At 61.2% G+C, this 16,569-nt stretch carries 14 protein-coding genes and 1 tRNA gene; 5 read left to right on the top strand and 10 right to left on the bottom strand.

The window, feature by feature from the left end; genetic code table 11:
* The first annotated feature begins 58 nt into the window (after window positions 1–58).
* The gene (locus AC1D1B_RS06300; RefSeq protein WP_477330312.1) at window positions 59–922 is read left to right on the top strand and encodes an endonuclease/exonuclease/phosphatase family protein; all 864 of its coding nucleotides are present in this window, start codon (window positions 59–61) and stop codon (window positions 920–922) included.
* A gap of 175 nt (window positions 923–1,097) precedes the next feature.
* On the opposite strand, the gene AC1D1B_RS06295 is transcribed toward AC1D1B_RS06300, so the two are convergent.
* The 3 genes from AC1D1B_RS06295 to AC1D1B_RS06285 all read right to left on the bottom strand — a co-directional run bounded on the left by AC1D1B_RS06295 (window position 1,098) and on the right by AC1D1B_RS06285 (window position 2,887).
* On the bottom strand, window positions 1,098–1,685 hold the full coding sequence (locus tag AC1D1B_RS06295; RefSeq protein WP_181061448.1) for a GNAT family N-acetyltransferase: 588 nt from the start codon (window positions 1,683–1,685) through the stop codon (window positions 1,098–1,100).
* A 132-nt stretch (window positions 1,686–1,817) separates the two neighbouring features.
* On the bottom strand, window positions 1,818–2,087 hold the full coding sequence (gene rpmA / locus AC1D1B_RS06290) for a 50S ribosomal protein L27 (protein WP_015315190.1): 270 nt from the start codon (window positions 2,085–2,087) through the stop codon (window positions 1,818–1,820).
* A gap of 101 nt (window positions 2,088–2,188) precedes the next feature.
* Window positions 2,189–2,887, bottom strand: coding sequence for a 50S ribosomal protein L21 (locus AC1D1B_RS06285; RefSeq protein WP_477330311.1), 699 nt, complete (start codon window positions 2,885–2,887; stop codon window positions 2,189–2,191).
* A 347-nt stretch (window positions 2,888–3,234) separates the two neighbouring features.
* On the opposite strand from AC1D1B_RS06285, the gene AC1D1B_RS06280 reads away from it, so the two are divergent.
* Window positions 3,235–3,324: transfer RNA gene (locus AC1D1B_RS06280), tRNA-Ser, on the top strand.
* Window positions 3,325–3,502: 178 nt separating this feature from the next.
* Here the strand turns inward: AC1D1B_RS06280 and AC1D1B_RS06275 are convergent.
* A complete protein-coding gene (locus tag AC1D1B_RS06275) occupies window positions 3,503–5,482 on the bottom strand; it encodes a putative bifunctional diguanylate cyclase/phosphodiesterase (RefSeq protein ID WP_477330309.1) in 1,980 nt (659 codons plus the stop codon).
* A 266-nt stretch (window positions 5,483–5,748) separates the two neighbouring features.
* Between AC1D1B_RS06275 and AC1D1B_RS06270 the strand changes: the two genes are divergently transcribed.
* Complete coding sequence (locus AC1D1B_RS06270) at window positions 5,749–6,795, top strand: class I SAM-dependent methyltransferase (protein WP_477330308.1); 1,047 nt, start codon at window positions 5,749–5,751, stop codon at window positions 6,793–6,795.
* Between the two features lie 148 nt (window positions 6,796–6,943).
* Window positions 6,944–7,318, top strand: a complete 375-nt coding sequence (locus AC1D1B_RS06265; protein ID WP_477330306.1) for a hypothetical protein — start codon at window positions 6,944–6,946, stop codon at window positions 7,316–7,318.
* A 6-nt stretch (window positions 7,319–7,324) separates the two neighbouring features.
* On the opposite strand, the gene AC1D1B_RS06260 is transcribed toward AC1D1B_RS06265, so the two are convergent.
* A complete protein-coding gene (locus tag AC1D1B_RS06260) occupies window positions 7,325–8,218 on the bottom strand; it encodes an SDR family oxidoreductase (RefSeq protein WP_477330304.1) in 894 nt (297 codons plus the stop codon).
* Between the two features lie 127 nt (window positions 8,219–8,345).
* Between AC1D1B_RS06260 and AC1D1B_RS06255 the strand changes: the two genes are divergently transcribed.
* Window positions 8,346–9,284, top strand: coding sequence for an AraC family transcriptional regulator (locus tag AC1D1B_RS06255; protein WP_477330302.1), 939 nt, complete (start codon window positions 8,346–8,348; stop codon window positions 9,282–9,284).
* Between the two features lie 24 nt (window positions 9,285–9,308).
* Here AC1D1B_RS06255 and AC1D1B_RS06250 read toward each other — a convergent pair whose 3' ends face one another.
* From AC1D1B_RS06250 to AC1D1B_RS06230, 5 genes are read right to left on the bottom strand one after another with little or no spacing between them, the layout of a single operon-like run.
* The gene (locus tag AC1D1B_RS06250; protein WP_477330300.1) at window positions 9,309–11,339 is read right to left on the bottom strand and encodes a caspase family protein; all 2,031 of its coding nucleotides are present in this window, start codon (window positions 11,337–11,339) and stop codon (window positions 9,309–9,311) included.
* Between the two features lie 14 nt (window positions 11,340–11,353).
* Window positions 11,354–12,436 (bottom strand): ComEC/Rec2 family competence protein, encoded by a 1,083-nt coding sequence (locus tag AC1D1B_RS06245; protein ID WP_477330298.1) that lies wholly within the window; start codon window positions 12,434–12,436, stop codon window positions 11,354–11,356.
* Window positions 12,437–12,446: 10 nt separating this feature from the next.
* On the bottom strand, window positions 12,447–15,044 hold the full coding sequence (locus AC1D1B_RS06240) for a caspase family protein (RefSeq protein ID WP_477330296.1): 2,598 nt from the start codon (window positions 15,042–15,044) through the stop codon (window positions 12,447–12,449).
* 6 nt (window positions 15,045–15,050) lie between these two features.
* A complete protein-coding gene (locus AC1D1B_RS06235; protein ID WP_477330294.1) occupies window positions 15,051–15,743 on the bottom strand; it encodes a hypothetical protein in 693 nt (230 codons plus the stop codon).
* 24 nt (window positions 15,744–15,767) lie between these two features.
* A complete protein-coding gene (locus AC1D1B_RS06230; RefSeq protein ID WP_477330292.1) occupies window positions 15,768–16,565 on the bottom strand; it encodes a hypothetical protein in 798 nt (265 codons plus the stop codon).
* Window positions 16,566–16,569 lie beyond the last annotated feature (4 nt).

The following is a 16,569-nucleotide window of genomic DNA, read 5'->3' as shown; positions in this document are numbered from 1 at the left end:
CCTTTTGCCGGGGAAGCGGTAGCAGTGTTCGCGGGACGCGAGCGTGGGGGGCGTGGGAATGAAAATTGTCACCTATAATATCCAGTACGGCATTGGTCTCGATGGCCGCTACGATCTCGGCCGCATCACAGATGCGGTGCGCGGCGCCGACGTGATCGCCCTGCAGGAAGTGACCCGCAACAATCCGAGGAACGGCAACCGCGACATGGTGGCCGAGATTGGCGAGGCGCTGCCCGAGTATTTTGCCGCCTACGGCAGCAATTTCGAGGTCAATGTCGGCTCGCGCCTGGAGGCCGGCCGCGCCATCAACACCACCTTCCAGCTCGGCAACATGGTGCTGTCGAAGACGCCCATCCATCTGTCGCGTAATTTGCTTTTGCCGCGCAGCCGCAGCCTGGAGGCGATGAATTTCCAGCGTGGCGCGCTCGAGGCGCTGATCGAGACCCCGCTCGGCTTCGTGCGCTTCTATTCCACCCATCTCGACCATCGCAGTCCGGTTGAACGCGCCAGCCAGATCCGTTTTCTGCGCCAGCGCCTGTTGAACTATGCCTTGGAGGGCGGCGGTCTCTCCGGCATTCCCGAAATCGGCCTGCCTGACCTGCCCTATCCCGAAGCCTTCATCGTCATGGGCGACTTCAACATGCTGTCCGGCTCCTCGGAGTATGTCGAACTCGTCGGCCGCCCGGACCACGAATTCGGCATGCCGCTGACCGCCGATCTCGCTGTCGATGTCGCCCAGCGCCTCGATGCATCGGATCTCGTCACCTGGGTCGACCCCAACCGGCCCGAAGACACAAGCCGCCACAAACGCATCGACTACATCTTCACCTCGGCCTCGCTCGCCGGATCGCTGAAGCGCCTGTGGGTCGACGAGAAAGCCGTCGGCTCGGATCACCTTCCGGTCTGGGTCGAGATGGGCTGAGCTAGAGTCTGGTTCCCAATCTTTGGCCACGCGCCGAGGTGTGTTGAGTTTCAGGTCAGGCCGAGTCGAGAATAGTGGCTTCCGAGAACCGGAGCGGGGCGTACTCAAGTACGTGAGCACCGGAAGCGCAGGAAGCCGCCATTCGCAGGCCGGCCTCACCTGAATATCAATACACCTAGAAGTGCACCCAGTTTCGCAGGCTTATCCAAGTCTTGCGATCCAGCCTATACCGCTCGACCGGCACCTGGCCGGCAACGATAGAGTTCAGCATGCCCTGGCCGGCATACTGGAAGCCGCACTTGTGGATGACCCGGCGCGAGGCAGGATTGATGACCCTGGTCGAGGCCTGCAGCACCTGCGTCGAGGTCCTCTGGAAGGCGAGGTCGACCAGCGCATGCGCGGCCTCCGTCGCATAGCCGCGCTTCCAGTAGGGCTCGCCGATCCAGTAGCCGAGTTCCAGCCCGCGATCGGTCATGTTGAGGCCGGCGCAGCCGACGAAAATGTCGGTACCGGCGAGCGTCAGCGCATAGGCAATACCTGCCCGGCGCGACCGGGTCATGGCCAGGAAGGCGCGCGCCTCGGCCTCGCCGTAGGGGTGCGGCATGCGGGCCAGCATTTCGGCGACATGACGGTTGTCGGCAAGCTCGACCAGTTGCGCGATGTCGGCTTCGCAGGGAGCGCGCATCACCAGCCGCTCGGTGGCCAGTACCGGGCAGTCTATGGCGTAACTTTCGTCTTCGGTGTCTTCCGCTTCGGCAACCATTTGACGTCCTCCAGGCAAGAAAAAAGGGGAGATGGAAAACCCATCTCCCCTGATCCTTTTCCTGGCTCCATTCACTGGTTTGGCCAGACACCGGTTCCCGAGATGGGCGCCGGTTTTGTAGTGCGGAACCGGCTACTCCGCGGCTTTGGTAATCGGATTGACCGATACGTAGGTTCGGCCGTTGGCTTTTTTGTTGAAGGTGACTGCGCCGGTCTCGAGCGCAAAAAGGGTGTGGTCCGTGCCCATGCCGACATTGACGCCGGGATGCCAGGTGGTGCCGCGTTGACGGATGATGATGTTGCCCGGGATGACGGCTTCGCCGCCGAACTTCTTCACGCCCAGACGCTTGGAATGCGAGTCGCGACCGTTGCGCGACGAGCCGCCAGCTTTCTTGTGTGCCATCTAACTAACTCCGATGCGCCCTGGGGGCGCTTGAATGGTCTTATGAACGCGTTCGCGTTCCGTTTCAAGTCCGATCCGGCGACCGTGTCGCCGGTTCGTTTTTACTTCTTCGCCAGTTCCTTGGCCTGCTCGCGCCAGTCCTTGATCTGGTCGGCGCTGAAGGGCATGTGCTCGTCGATCTTGGCGACATCCTTGTCGGTCAGCTTGGCCAGCTGCGCGAAGGTGATGATGCCCTGCTCGGCCAGATCCTTGGCAGCGACCGGGCCGATGCCCTTGATCACGGTCAAATCGTCCGGCTCGCCCTTCGGCGCCTTGAACAGCGGCGCGGCGACGGCGGTCTCTTCCTTGGCGTCTGCCTTCGGGGCAGCTTCAGCCTTGGCTTCCTTCTTGGCCTTGGCTTCCTTCGGCGCGGCCTCGGCCTTCGCCTCGGGCGCTACGTCAGCCTTGGCTTCCACCTTGGCGGCGGCCTTCTTGGAAGGCTTGGCGCCACCCAGCAGGATCTCGGCGATCCGCACGGTGGTCAGAAGCTGGCGGTGGCCGATCTTGCGGCGCGAATTCTGCCGGCGGCGCTTCTTGAAAGCGATGACGGTGCGGTTCTTGCCCTGCTCGACGACTTCCGCCGTGACCAGAGCACCATCGACGAACGGTGCGCCGAAGGTGACATTTTCGCCCTCGCCATGGGCGAGAACGCTGCCGATTTCGACGATATCGCCGACATTGGCTTCGAGTTTTTCGATCTTCAGGAGATCGTTGGCGGCGACGCGATACTGCTTACCGCCCGTTTTAATGACTGCGAACATTTTTTGCCTTTCGCTGTTCGGTCGGCCTTGATGAACCGCGTCACACGGTTCGGCCGTCTTTTTGTCAGTCTGCGGGTTCAAAAAACAAGCGGCGTGGAAGAACCCTCCACGCCGATTGCGCGCTTCCCCTAACCGAAGGTTCGGGTGAAGTCAAGGCAAACGGCCCGTTTCCCTGCTGTTTCGGTCCTTGCTCCAGAACGCGGGCCGACGCCGCCTGTCGATGCCGCCAATGCTCGATCAGGCAAGGCCCGCACAGGAAGCTGAATTTCCCCGCGGATTTGGCCTTGTAACCTGCCCGCCCAGCCGTTATCTAGTGCGCCGCGCCGGCAACGGCCGACCATGACCGCGGAGAGGTGGCAGAGTGGTCGAATGCACCGCACTCGAAATGCGGCATGGGTGCAAGCCCATCGGGGGTTCGAATCCCTCCCTCTCCGCCATCCTGCTTCGCTCTCCGAGCTTCGCAGGATCGGTGCAGTCAGCGGGGCGAAGCGGGATGCCCTCCGAAGCTTCAGCGTAGGAGGGCGGCTTCGAATTTCTCCCGTTGTCCCCGCCATCCGAGATTGCGTCAAATCAAAGAGATAGCATTTCGCCGTTTCCGTGAAACGGTGAAACGCTCTAGGCGACGAGGCCTTGTCTGATTTGGTTTACTTCTTCGATCGGGACCGGATGCCCGGTGAGGAAGCCCTGCATCAAATCTACCCCCAGGCGCTGCAGCAATACGTACTGCTCTTCGGTTTCAACGCCCTCGGCGAGCACGACATGGCCGAGATTGCGAAGCAGTCCGACCATATCCCGCAACAGGCTAAGGCCACGAGACGTCTGGCAATCGTGGAGGAAGCTGCGGTCGATCTTGACCACGTCGAATTTGAAACGGCGGAGCCATGTAAGGCCGGCAAATCCCGTTCCGAAGTCGTCCAGCCAGATCTGAACGCCCAATTTTCGCAACCGCTCCACGTTCCTTACCGCTTGCGCCTCCAGAAAGATGTCACTCCCTTCGGTGATTTCGATGGCCAGTTTCTGTGGCGCGAGGCCGTGCCGACCAAGGATTTCGGTGATCCGCAGTGAAAAGTTAGGAGCCTTGAGCTGAAAAACAGATACGTTCACTGTTACGACCGAGCCCAATCCGTATTCAGCCATGTCACCGCAGGCTCGATCGACCAGCCACGTACCCAGTTCCACTATCGCTCCAGTTTGCTCTGCAACGGGTATGAATACGGACGGACCGATCATGGTGCCGTCGAAGTCGCATAGCCGCATCAGAGTCTCGTGGCCCAGCACTCGTCCAGACGCCAGGTCGAAAATTGGCTGGTAAGCGACAGAAACGAGTTGGTTGGAAATTGCCAGCTTCAGCAGTTCTGAAAGATTTTCGCTGGAGCGATCCCGGCCGGTGGCGTGCGGGTCGTAAATTGTGAACGTAGCCCGACCAGCAAACTTAGACGCATAGAGTGCGCGGTCAGCTTCCTGCAGCAGGTTTCTAAGTTCTATGCTCTGATCGGCGCGCGTCAACGAGGCTCCGGCACTGATCGTGACAATGTTGAGCTTGTCACCCCGATCAGGGTGATAAATGTCCAAGTCCTCCACAGCGCGACAAAATTGCTGCGTTATTTCATGAAGGTGAGCCCGCCCGGTGACCTTGCAGAGAATGACGAATTCTTCTCCGCCATAGCGTGCCGCAACGGCGTTGTTCGAAGCCGCCATCTCGGAAAGGACGTGGGCGAGTTTGATCAGACAATCGTCGCCGGCCTGATGACCAAGTCCGTCATTGAACCTTTTGAAGTAGTCGACGTCGATCAGAATGAGGCCGATCTCATCGTCGTCCGCGGCCCAGTCTTCGCGCAGCTCCGAGAATTCTCGAATGATCGCCCTCCGGTTTTTCATTCCCGTGAGCGGATCGGTATCCGCGATTTCGGTTAGCTTCTGCCCCTTCCTGATAGCAGCCTGCTCCTGAATCTGTGCCCGAAGTGCGTGCAGGAACGTCTGGTAGCGCTCCAGGCTCAGTCGCCAGGAAAGATAAAGCGATAACACCAGGCAGTTCACGAAATAGGCCGACAGCACGACCCGGCCCGCGATGTCGGCCTGAAGGGAGAACATCGCGGCGCACACAAAGCCTGCGGCGACCGTCGCGGAGGCCATGGCCGAAAGCCAAAACCGGAAGTTGAAGAACAAATTCGCACCCAGGATAAATACGGTGCCAAAAACCATGAAATGGGAGAGGGCATCCTGATGCTCTGTTCCAAGAGCGGAGACAAGCCATCCAAGGGCACCGGATACAATCGCCAGCGCTGCTACAAGGTGCAAGGTGGGAAGGGCGAAACCCCGTCGGGCGACAAATTCGACAAGCACCAGGGAAGTGATCCCTAGCGTAACGCGGGTCAAAACAAGCCGATCGGCGATGTCCGGAAAAAGAAACCAATCGAACAGGCCATAGGCCACATAGCTGACTACAGCAGCCGCAATACCCCATCGCACGAGACTGCGATTTTCATCGGCATCTTTCTGCAGGAACAGTGCCAGGAGTTCCGGATCGGCCGAATGCCACCGCGGGCGTCCAATCGCAACCGCCACCTTCTGGGCAACATCCTCGCTCAGTTGCATTGCACCGCTCCTCCGCGATCTGCAGTAGCGAATGCAATAGCCGAGGTCGCCTGCCGTCGGAGAATGAAGGCACCACTGTCCGCAGGAAAAGTCGGATGTCGCTAACCGACGGTAAACAGGCGGTTCGGATTTAGCCGGTTCAGGAGGCTGGATGACCGCCCAATTGGCTAAAGTTTTATTAAAATTTTACTAAAATAGTTCGCATCATGCAGCGACACACCTATGCTGTTTGCCGTGGACCGGGCGGGGTAAACCGGAGAAACGGCATGCCTATCGACCCAAAATTGCAGCTCGACGAATACAGCCTCGTCACCACCAGACTGATGAAAAAACATGCCGCTACCTCTGAAGAGACGGCCGACTCCGACGAGTTGAGGAACAGCGCGGTCCAGCTCGCCCTGATACTGGATCTTGCCTATCAAGCCTTCGCGCGGCACAAACCGGCCGCCCTCACCGTCGACCGCCTGGCAGGCAGACTCCATAAGCTCCGCCGGCAGGTGGCTCCCGCGGTCTGGCAGAAGCTCGTCCCTTTGGCTCAGCAGCACCGTGTCGCGGAATACTTGATCCAGGACCCGTTCACACGTTGGTCGGTCGAAAAACCGCGCGGGTATTCTGGGGATGCAGGCCTGCTGGACATTTACTACAAGCATCCCACTGCCGACGATATCGTGGCTTCGTCGACCTTACTTGGTCGGCAAATTTACGCGTACACCAGTGAAGCCGCCAGTTCGGTGGCGGGGCGCGAACGGCGGGACATTCTGGCCAGGACGGTGGACGAGACGGCCAGGAGGGCGGAAAAGGCGGAGGTGCTGGCGATTGCCTGCGGCCACCTCAGGGAAGCCGAACGCTCCGACGCGTTGGCCAAGCGCAAATTGCAGCGTTGGGTCGGCCTGGACCAGGACCCTGTCAGCGTTGCCACGGTGAACCGCGACTTTTCCGGTACGGCAGTCGAAGCAATCCACGGCTCCGTACGCGGCATTCTTCGCCGCGCCTACGCTCTCGGCACATTCGATCTCGTCTACGCATCAGGGCTTTACGATTACCTGCCGCGTGCCATCGGCGTCCGCCTGATGCAAAGGGCCATGGAACTCGTCAAGCCTGGTGGCGAATTCCTGTTCGCCAATTTCAGCGACGAGATCACGACGGATGGTTACATGGAGACCTTTATGGATTGGCCGCTCATCCTACGTTCGGCTGACGACATGTGGGACATCATCAATGCCGCCCTCGGCGGGAGTTCATTCAAAGCGCACGTATATTATGGCTCGAACCGAAATATCGTTTACGGCAAAGTCAGGAAGGGCGACCTCTAAGAGCCTAAGCGCGCTCCGAAGGACTTTCTCACATCGCACCCGGCGGGCATGATTTGCACAAAGGCAGCGCAATCCGGCCTGATCGGCGCGAACAGATTTCTAAGCCTTTGCTGCTAGTCGGTCGTCAGTGGGCGGAGTTTTCCCGGCAGTGTCGCAGCGCGCATTCATCATCCTGCTCATCCTGCTGGCGGTGGTCGTCGCGCTGTCGGCGGCGTCGTTTCCCGGCGCGATGATCGGCTTCCTGTTCGGCATCACGGTCGCCTTCTTCATCGCGATGCCAGGAGCCGCCATCGGCGATGCGCTGCACAGGGCAGGTATTCCAGTGACGGGCGAGCAACTCGTCTGGGCGTTCGGCGGCCTCTACGCATTGTTTGTTCTTGCCGCAGCCGTGCAGGCCTGGCTGCGGCTGCGGCGAGGCGACATGGACGGAGCGCGATCAGCGGCGTTGCGGACAGCCCTTCTCCTCGCCCTGCCGCTGATCGCCTGGCTTTCGCTCAATGCCATGCAACGCAGCTGGCCCTGACCCCATTCAGCTCTCGAAATAGCGGGGACGGTCGAGATCGGCGATGAGCCCCGGCCCGGTCGGCAGCCATCCCAGCGCACTGCGGGTCTGCTCGCTGGAAGCAGACAAGTCCCTGCCGATGAAATGGCCGAGGAAGCCGAAGTGCGCGGCCGCAGCCTCAGGGCTTTTGGAGACGACCGGCAGGTTGAGGCGGCGGCCGATGATTTCGGCAATCTCCCTGGTCGCCACGCCCTGTTCGGCAACCGCGTGATAGCTGACGCCGCCGGTCCCCTTCTCGAGCGCCAGCCTGTACAGCGTGGCGGCGTCGAACCGGTGCACCGCCGGCCAGCGATTCATGCCGGCGCCGATATAGGCCGAGACACCTTTTTCACGCGCAATGGCAATCAGCATCGGCACGAAACCGTGGTCGCCGTCGCCATGAACGGTCGGCGCCAGCCGCACCGTCGATGCGCGCACCCCGCATGCGGCGAGCGCCATGGCCGCCGCTTCCGAAGCACGCGGCATGGCGGCGGATGGTGACGCGGGTTTGTCGTATTCGGTCGCTACCCTTCCCAGCGCGAACCCGGCCAGTCCGGAGGTGACAAGCAGCGGCCGCTCCGAACCTTCGAGCGCCGCGCCGAGCGCTTCGATGGCGCGCTGGTCCGCCGCGCAACTGGCGGCGAATTTCGAGAAGTCGTGGTTGAAGCCGGTATGGATGACGCCGTCCGCCTGGGCGGCGGCGCTACGCAGGCTGTCCAGATCCTCGATATCGCCGCGATGCGCCTCGGCGCCCACGGCGATGATCGACTTAGCACCCGCTTCCGAGCGCGCGAGACCGAGCACCTGATGGCCCGCCCCAAGCAACTCCTGCACAACCGCCGAACCGACAAAACCGGTGGCGCCGGTCACGAACACACGCATGATGATGTCTCCTTGGTTTTTGCCAAGCCGCGCGAGGCGGTCCTGTTGCTGAAGGAGATAGACGGTTGAGATCATACGATCTATGCTGTAAAATCCGAGATATCTTCGCAATCGTCCGGGAAGCCTCATGGATCCGCTGTCAGACGTGCTGTCGCTGCTGAAGCCGCGCAATTACCTGTCGGCCGGGCTGGAAGCCGGTGGCGACTGGGCGATCCAGTTTCCCGACCAGCAGGCCGCCATCAAATGCGGCGCCGTGGTGTCCGGCCAGTGCTGGCTGTCGGTCGAAGGCGTCACCGACGCGGTGCGGCTGGACGCCGGCGACTGCTTCCTGCTGCCGCGCGGCCGGCCTTTCCGTCTTGCCAGCGATCTCGGCCTGCCGACGGTCGATGCCAGAACGATCTTTTCACCGGCGCGCACCGGCGGCATCACCACTTACAATGGCGGCGGCGATTTCCTCCTGGTCAGCAGCCGCTTCGCGCTGTCCGGCGATCACGCCGGCATCCTGTTGCGGATGCTGCCGCCCGTCGTTCACATTCGCGCGGAGAGCGACCATTCGGCGCTGCGTTGGCCGGTGGAACGGATGATGCAGGAGTTGCGCCAGCGGCGGCCGGGCGGCTTCCTCATCGTCGAGCATCTCGCCCACATGATCCTGATCGAGGCCTTGCGCCTGCATATGGGAACTCGGGACAACGTCGGCTGGCTGTTCGCGCTGACCGACAGGCAGATCGGCGCGGCGATCAGCGCCATGCACGAGGATCCGGCGCATGGCTGGACGCTGCAGAAGCTGGCCGAACGCGCCGGCATGTCGCGATCGACCTTCGCGCTGAAGTTCAAGCAGACGGTCGGGGCCTCACCCCTGGATTATCTGACGCGCTGGCGCATGATGCTGGCCGGCGACAGGCTGATGCATTCCGGCGATCCGGTGTCAGTCATTGCGCTGGCGCTCGGCTATGAATCCGAAAGCGCCTTCAGCACCGCGTTCAAGCGCGTCATGGGCTGCTCGCCGCGCCAATATAGCCGGCGCCCAGAGACGGACCCTGAAGCGAGCGAACGCGAAGCCGCCTGAGGCCATATGTAGGTTTTACTATTGTTACGGCAGCGCCGGAAAAGGCGATCCGAGTTCTGCAGCCGCTTCGGCGAACCACGAGTTTGCCCAGCCGCCTGCTTTCAGCACCGAGCCGCCCGCTCCCAGATCTTCGCGAAACCGGCACGGTGACTGGCGTTTTGTCGTTGGATTGCCGCGTGCAGCGGCGCAAGCCGGCTGCGACGGGTGGCAGGCCACGAGATAGCGTGTGTCGGCGCTCTTCGAGGGGTCATATTCCTGATAGCACCAGGCAAATTGCGGCCTCTGATCGCCCCAAAGAGCCAGCGGCGTCGAGATATAGATGTCGAGCTGGTTGTCGCCTATCGAGGTATTGCGCTCTGGCGTGACGTCGAGAAGGCCCTGCGCAATAAGATCTGCCGACAACGCCGCCGCATCCGAGGCCGTATTAGCGTGCTTCCCATAGCGAACTTCGTTGAGTCCCGCAGCAGACTCATAGTCCACACCGCTGAGTTGCCAGCCGAATGACACTAGCCTGTCCATAATTATTTGCGCATTGCCGCCTTGGAAATTCCCGCCGAACTGAAGCGTTACGGGGTTGGCCGGCCGTGATCCAAGCCCCAGATTGCGCTTGAGCAAGTCAAGAGCCTGACGATCCGCGATATGCTTTTCAGCGAATTCGACGTCGAGGTCGGCCACGGCCAAACGAACCGTTTTTACTTCCTCGGCAAACGCCGGGTTCGTCCAGAGCATAGCTGGCAACACTGCCAGTATGGATACAAGCCGTTCCTCGCTGCTTACTTCGAGGCTGGCGCAGACGAACGTCCGCCCAGTATCGCTGGGGCGCTGCGGAGTTGGTGCGCGACAATTGTCTGGCACAGGATCGTAGAGATTGCTCTTCAAGATATGAAACTGCGCCATCGCCACCAGCGTGTGAATGACATTGCGCTTGAGACCATCTGGTGCTGCGCCGACAAGGAACTGTCCAACGTCATTTTGCAGACCGCGGTCCCAACCGTCCGGCGCATCGATACGTGCGACAATACCTTGCGAAAGCTCGGCATAATTTGGCGGTGGCGGCGCCAGATGCAGTTTGGACAACAGCGCCCCCAACTGAACAGGGAATCCGAACGCGAGCACGGACGCCACGACCACGACCGCCCAGGTCGCCCACAGCACGGTACCGATGCGCTTCGCGCCCCACGCCCTGGTCGGATGATCAACCAGCGCCGGAGGTTCCGGTTCAATCATTTCTGCGGCATCCCCCGTAGCCCATGCTGTGGAATCTTGCGGATCAGGCGCCGGCGGCGTCTCGAGAGGCGGATTGGTCGCGGAAGGATTGAAACTGAACCTTCTGCTTAGCGATGAATTGTACCACGGAACCTGCTGGTTATCCGTCGCCGCCAAAACCGCTGATGTGACGTCGGTCATAACGTCGCTGATCGACATTCCGGGCGAACCGATGTGATCGAGAAGTGCTGCCGTGAAGGGGCTGTGCCCGCCCTCACCGTCGAGTGCGACGGTGCCGGGTGCGGTCGCGAAGGCAATGAAAGACCCTTGCGTGATTTCCATCCTGGCAAGGCCGCGGGTAACGCCGAGACTCTTTGTCTTGCCGGCCTGACCCCGGTAGAGCGACCGTACGAACGGATTGTCCCGGCAGCAATCGAGCAGAAGAATGCTGATCTTCGCCCGTTGGTCCATCATGTCGAGCTGGTCCTGGAGCTTGATCGTCTGCCGGTTGAGCTGACCCTCATTGTCCAGCTCCGCGTCCACCGGCACCAGATAGTTCTCGCCGTTCACCTGCAGCCCATGGCCGGCGTAGAAGAGAAGTGCTGCATCCGCGTCTTTGATCCGCTCCGCGAAGACGCTGATCTTCTCGTCCATGCCGCTGACGGTCAGATCCAGCCCTTCGATCACCTCGAAGTGCAGGTCGGTCAGTACCTCGACAATGGCGCGCGCATCTTTGGGCGGGTTGGTCAGCGTGGAAGCATTCTGGTAGACGCCGTTGCCGATCACCAGCGCGACGCGCCGCTCTCCCGGTGCGCCAGCCTTGGCTCTCCCTGCTTCCTGGATGGGCACCCGCGTTCGCCCCCTCAGATGTCGAATTCTATGCCAGTTTTCCCTGCCTCGGGGAACAGGCACTCATAGTTCCAGCGCTTCTTCAGGTCGGCGTCATCCCACTGGTTCGTGCTGTTTTGCCGGAAATTGAAGATCAGCGTCTTCTTGCGTTTGGGGTCGGTCGTCAGGATGCGGGCAATGGTCTCGGCGTGCGGATGACCATGCCGCGAACCATCCGTGGAAAAGGCGAACCGCGTGCAGTCGATGATCTTCAGGAGCGACGGCGAGGTGTTGGCCCTGCTGCCATGATGGGAGACCTTAAGGCAGTCGAGCTTGTAACGGTCCGTTTCGCTGGCGCCGAGTTTTCGTAGCGAGGCTTCGACGATGTCGGGATGGGAATCTGCCCCCATCAGCACGCGCTTGCCGCCAAACTCTGCGATGAAGGTGATGCTGCTGCCGTTCGGCTTCGTGCTGTCGATAGCGAATGGCAGGGCCGCGAGTGTATCGACATTGAGACCGCCAAGCTGTTCGCGCCCCTCAGCCAGCTCGGCGGCGACCTCGTCCGGATCGACGGTTCGCAGGCCGGCTTTTTTTAGTTCGTCGTCCCAGACCGGCAGCAGTTGCGACAACTTCAGATCGGATGGCGACAATAAGGTCAGCTTAAGACTGCCGGCGAACGCCAACGGGGCACGCGCTTCAGGACTGTCGAGCGAAACAATGCCGCTTTTGAACTGCACGTTCCACGGCCATTTGCTTTTCACGATACCAGCCGTCACTTTCTCTGCCTGGGCGGCGCCCAGAGCTTCGCGGTTCTGCGGTGCGATTCGGACCTTGGCATCGACCAACTGCGCATGTGCGTTGAACCAGACATTGCTGGCCTTGATGGGCAGCGTGCCTTCCTTGAACAGAGGCACCACACCCTCGATGTGGTCGGCATCGATGTGGCTGATCGTGAAGAGGTCGAAACTGCTGATGTCCTCAAGTAGCCGCTTGAGCGCCCGGTAGTCGCCGGTACGCCCGAGATCGACCAGCGCGTGATGCAAAGTATCACCGCCCCATGTCAGTATTAGCGCATCGCCTTCGGAGGCCGGATGCATGGCGAGCTTGAACGTCGGCATGGTCTTCTCCTCAATCGTCAAGACGGATTACCGTGAAGGCGCGCGTTGGGTCGACGCGATTGGCAAGTTGGCGGGCGGCGAGCCGCCCCTCGACAAGTTTTGCATCCTTGCCGGGCAAGCTTTCGAGCCCACGCGCCAGCCAGTCGACCGAAAGCGAATAGACCGGCACACCCCGGTCAAAACCCTCGAACAGCCATTTCCTTGCCTCGGCGATCTCGTTAGCGTTCCTCGCGCGCATCAGCAGTCGGCGGCCAAGGATGATCGGGCCATCCGGAATGCCCGGGAACCAGTTGGCCAGATTCCTCAACCACGGATCCCAGCGCTTCTCGATGTCCGAACTGGAGGCCGCCACCGCTACCAGCCCGCCTGCCAGTGCCGCCAGTGGGTTCTGTCGCTTGTCCGACATCGCCGCCACTGCCTTGTCGGTCAGTCCGCTGTCGAGCAGTTTGTCGGCGGTGATCATGTCACGCGAGGCAATGAAGCCGAGCAGACCGGTCCAGATACGATCCTCGACGATGACCGTGCTCAGCATCGCCTCTGACGGCGCCGCCCTGTCCACGAGCACGTAAGGCCTCCAGCCACCGTCGGGATCGGCGCCGTCAAATCCTTCTGACCCCAGGCTCGGCAGCACCACAAGCTCCTTGCGCTCTGAGACCTCGATCTGCGCAAACAGCGGACGACCTTCAGGCCCGCTTGCGTCGGGCCTGAACCGCACTTGGGCATGATCGCGGATGCCGAGTCGCATCAACCGCCCATCATCGCCGTCAGTGGCCATTTCCAGCTGCGGGTTCTGCACCGGTCGCTGGCGGAGGCTGATCTCGATGTAACCGACGATTTTCACCGTGACGGAGCCAAGATCCTGCTCTGTTGACGGGGCAGTTCGAACTGGAAGATCAACCTTAACATCTATGTCGCGATCCAGGGTTTCCCGGAAGATTGCCTTGCCAAGCACATAGCCGAACAAGTCCTTGACGCCCTTGAACAAGCCGTTCCGAGCCCGCCTGCGCGGTGGCGAGGGATGCATCGACGGTGGTGGCGGCGGTGGCACTTCGGTTATCTCAGTAGTAGGCGGAGGCGGGGCCGCGTCACCTATTGACCCAGTGACTGCGGCAGTCGCCAGCCATTCGTGCGGCGAGTTCTGCGTTGAAAACGCGACCCTGAGGACGTCGTCCTTGGCCAGCGTTACATCCTTCGTCTGCGCGCGGCCATCCGGCGTGCGCAGCACGATCGTATAGTCTCCGTCCTGAACTTCCAGCGAGGCTTCCCCACCCATCGGGACGATGAGCTTCTTGATCGGCTTCTTTGTTTCGCCTCGCCAAATGATATCGGCGACGGCCCCGGCTCCGATCGTCACCGCGCTGTCCAGCGCGATGACGAGCTTTCCCCGGCCCATCATGCCGCGCCCGGTGTCCAGCTGGCCGACGACGGTGCCGGCTGCCTGCGGTGCGTTCTTCAGCTCAAGAAATATAGCCGGCGCATAGGCTTTCTTCTTGGCGCTCCCGACAGGCTGGCCGTCCCTGACCGCAGTTGCCTGAACGTCCGCCAGCATCGGCACCGCCATCATCCGGTACGGCGCTTCATTCTCCGCGCCTTCGATGGTGGCGCCTTTTCCGGGATTGGCGGTAACGGTGATTACGCTGTCCGGCCACTCGGCCGGATCGCTGAAGGAGACGAAGACCGGCACCTCCGGCCTTTCGCCGGGAAAGGTGATGTCGAACGACCCGGCCATTTTGCCGCCGGGCGTCTGTGCCCGCTCGCTCGGCAACCGGTGCAGGGCGAGCAGGCTGTCGATCTTGTCGACAAGCGTTCCGGGCCGGACTGGCCAGCCATCCTCGGTTGGATCGCTCGCCACGCCATTGAGTGCATTGATCAAGGCATCGGCGAATAGCGTGGTCTTGTTGGTGCGCCCTATGGCCACCTCGCCAAGCGACGTCGCAGCGATCGTCCACTGCTTCCTCGGTTCGCCATGATCGTCATCGGCCCGGGTCAGGGAAATGAGTTCGGTGCCGAAATTTGCGGTCGGCGGCAATTTTAGTTCGGTGGGAACGCGGCAACAGTCGAACAGCAGAAGCTGTGCTATGGGTTTAGCGTTTTCCAGGGCGCCGGCTAGTTGCTCGATCTTTGGCATGGCGGCAGTTACGTGCATGTCGTTTAGTCGACAATCTTCCAGCATGAATGCCGTCTGGTTCCAAAGGCTCTCGCCATGGCTGGCCACGTAGAGAATGGCGAGATTGTCCTTGTTGGTATTGATGCGACCCACCCATGCCTCGACCGCTTCGATAACATCCTTGAGCGTCGCTCTCGGAACCTCGCCGCCGGCATAGGATGAGAAATTGCCGGCGCCAGCAACGACTGGCTCCGACAGAAGCAGCGCAACGCTTCCGAGCGGATAGGTCTCGTTTCTGAACCCGGCCTCGGCGCCGTCGACAAACCAGTCGGCAATGGCTCGGGCGGAGGTCGTGGTGCTGGTCAACGGCGCCTTGAACTTCGGCGACTGATAGGCGCCGACACCGATGATCAGCACATGGGCAGCCGGACCCGCCGCCTTCGCGACGTCGAGATAGACAAGGCCATTTTTGCGGAGCGGATCGCCGGCGGTAAGCAGCATCAGGCTTCACCAAAGCCCCTTCGTGGCCTTCAAATTGCTGTCGATGTGCTCGCCATAGAAGACGCCCTGATCGTCCTTGTAGCCTTGCTTGAATTTCCTGGTAGCCATGTTGTTTTTGGTTTTCTTCGCGCCCTGATTATAGGCGATGGCGACATAGACGCTTTCGTCATGCGTCAGGCTTTTCTTGCCGGCGCCATAGAGCGCCTTGGTCTGCGCCGACAATTCCGACATGCCGCGGCTGAGCGTGCCTTTCCAGGTCGCCCACTTCTCATTGATGAAGTAGTCCTTGTCCCCGTCGAAGAACTGGATGTCGTACTGGAACATGCCGAAGCCGTGGCAGAATTTGTCTGCCTTCTTCACGGCCGTCTTGTAGCCCGAATTGATCGCGGCAATCCGCACCAAAGCGGCACGCGCCACCTTGAACATCTCCTTGCCCCTGGCGTGGCTTTCGAGGTCTGCCCGGTTTTTTGGCCAGGCGGACGCGCGCTTGGGAAAATCGATCGTGTCGCCGACGCACACCGCCAGCACCTCTTCCGGCTTCGCCGTCTTGTACATCTTCGCCCAGATGTAGAAGGTTTCCTGGATACCGATCGAGATCAGCAAATTCTTGGTGATCGGCGTGCCGGCGACCGCGGCGTCGATATCCGCACCGAAATTCTTGTTCATCCAGATCATCGCATCCTGCATGGCGCTGGTCATGGCTGTCTCCCCAAATGAGTGGCGTTAAACGGTGACGCTGAAGTCGACGATGGCCTGCGAGGCAAAGCTGCCGGTGTAAACGGGGACGGAGAAATCCTCTTTCTGACTGACACCGTTGACCGGCACCAGCCGCGTCCCCACGGCGAGGATCTCATAGGTTTTCCCTGATTTGACCGTGCGCCCGCCATAGCTCGGGAACCGCATCGCATCGGCCATGAACGCCTCCCGCACCGTTTCCCAGAAAGTCCGTTCAACGAGGGTGCCGGCCAGCGCGGGCGTCGCCGGCGCCTTGGCGTCATCGGCCAGTTCGCGCACGGCGATCTGTACCGGTCCGACCGCCGTGTTCCGCGTTACCCGGATGGAGATCCAGGCCTGATCCTTGTTGAGCACGGGCCGCTCGGGTTCGGCCTGCACGGGGCTGCGTATGCCGAGCCGCTGCAGCAACGTGTTCACACCGGCACTGCCGCCGGCGATGATGAGCGCCGACAGGCCGGTCGAGACCTTGCCGCTCCAGGTGGCCGGCGTGCTGCCGGACGTGACCAGTGCGACCAGCCGAGCGAAGATGTCGTAGTGGAAGCCGAGCACGACGGTCAGTCCCACCGCGACCATCACCAGGGTCTTCACGGCGCGGTTGTTGAACAGCATCCGGTACAGCCGCCATTGAAAGATGGTGGCGAGCGCGCTTTCCACCACCAGCACGATCACGGCGAGCGCGGCAAGCTCGGTGCCCAATTGACCGACATTGGGAACGGCGGCGTCTTCGGCAAAAGCCGGTCCGGCGGTTGCAGCGAAGGCAAGCGCAAAACCAAAGATACGAAACATAGCC

It is taken from the genome of Mesorhizobium sp. P2_C5_2 (assembly GCF_056404535.1).
The sequence above is the reverse complement of the archived record's forward strand: the minus strand, read 5'-3'. Positions and strand labels throughout refer to the sequence as shown.

Coding starts and splice junctions, on each gene's coding strand:
- AC1D1B_RS06300 (WP_477330312.1), top strand. CDS start 59: ATGAAAATTGTCACCTATAATATCCAGTACGGCATTGGTCTCGATGGC.
- AC1D1B_RS06295 (WP_181061448.1), bottom strand. CDS start 1,685: ATGGTTGCCGAAGCGGAAGACACCGAAGACGAAAGTTACGCCATAGAC.
- rpmA (WP_015315190.1), bottom strand. CDS start 2,087: ATGGCACACAAGAAAGCTGGCGGCTCGTCGCGCAACGGTCGCGACTCG.
- AC1D1B_RS06285 (WP_477330311.1), bottom strand. CDS start 2,887: ATGTTCGCAGTCATTAAAACGGGCGGTAAGCAGTATCGCGTCGCCGCC.
- AC1D1B_RS06275 (WP_477330309.1), bottom strand. CDS start 5,482: ATGCAACTGAGCGAGGATGTTGCCCAGAAGGTGGCGGTTGCGATTGGA.
- AC1D1B_RS06270 (WP_477330308.1), top strand. CDS start 5,749: ATGCCTATCGACCCAAAATTGCAGCTCGACGAATACAGCCTCGTCACC.
- AC1D1B_RS06260 (WP_477330304.1), bottom strand. CDS start 8,218: ATGCGTGTGTTCGTGACCGGCGCCACCGGTTTTGTCGGTTCGGCGGTT.
- AC1D1B_RS06255 (WP_477330302.1), top strand. CDS start 8,346: ATGGATCCGCTGTCAGACGTGCTGTCGCTGCTGAAGCCGCGCAATTAC.
- AC1D1B_RS06245 (WP_477330298.1), bottom strand. CDS start 12,436: ATGCCGACGTTCAAGCTCGCCATGCATCCGGCCTCCGAAGGCGATGCG.
- AC1D1B_RS06240 (WP_477330296.1), bottom strand. CDS start 15,044: ATGCTGCTTACCGCCGGCGATCCGCTCCGCAAAAATGGCCTTGTCTAT.
- AC1D1B_RS06235 (WP_477330294.1), bottom strand. CDS start 15,743: ATGACCAGCGCCATGCAGGATGCGATGATCTGGATGAACAAGAATTTC.
- AC1D1B_RS06230 (WP_477330292.1), bottom strand. CDS start 16,565: ATGTTTCGTATCTTTGGTTTTGCGCTTGCCTTCGCTGCAACCGCCGGA.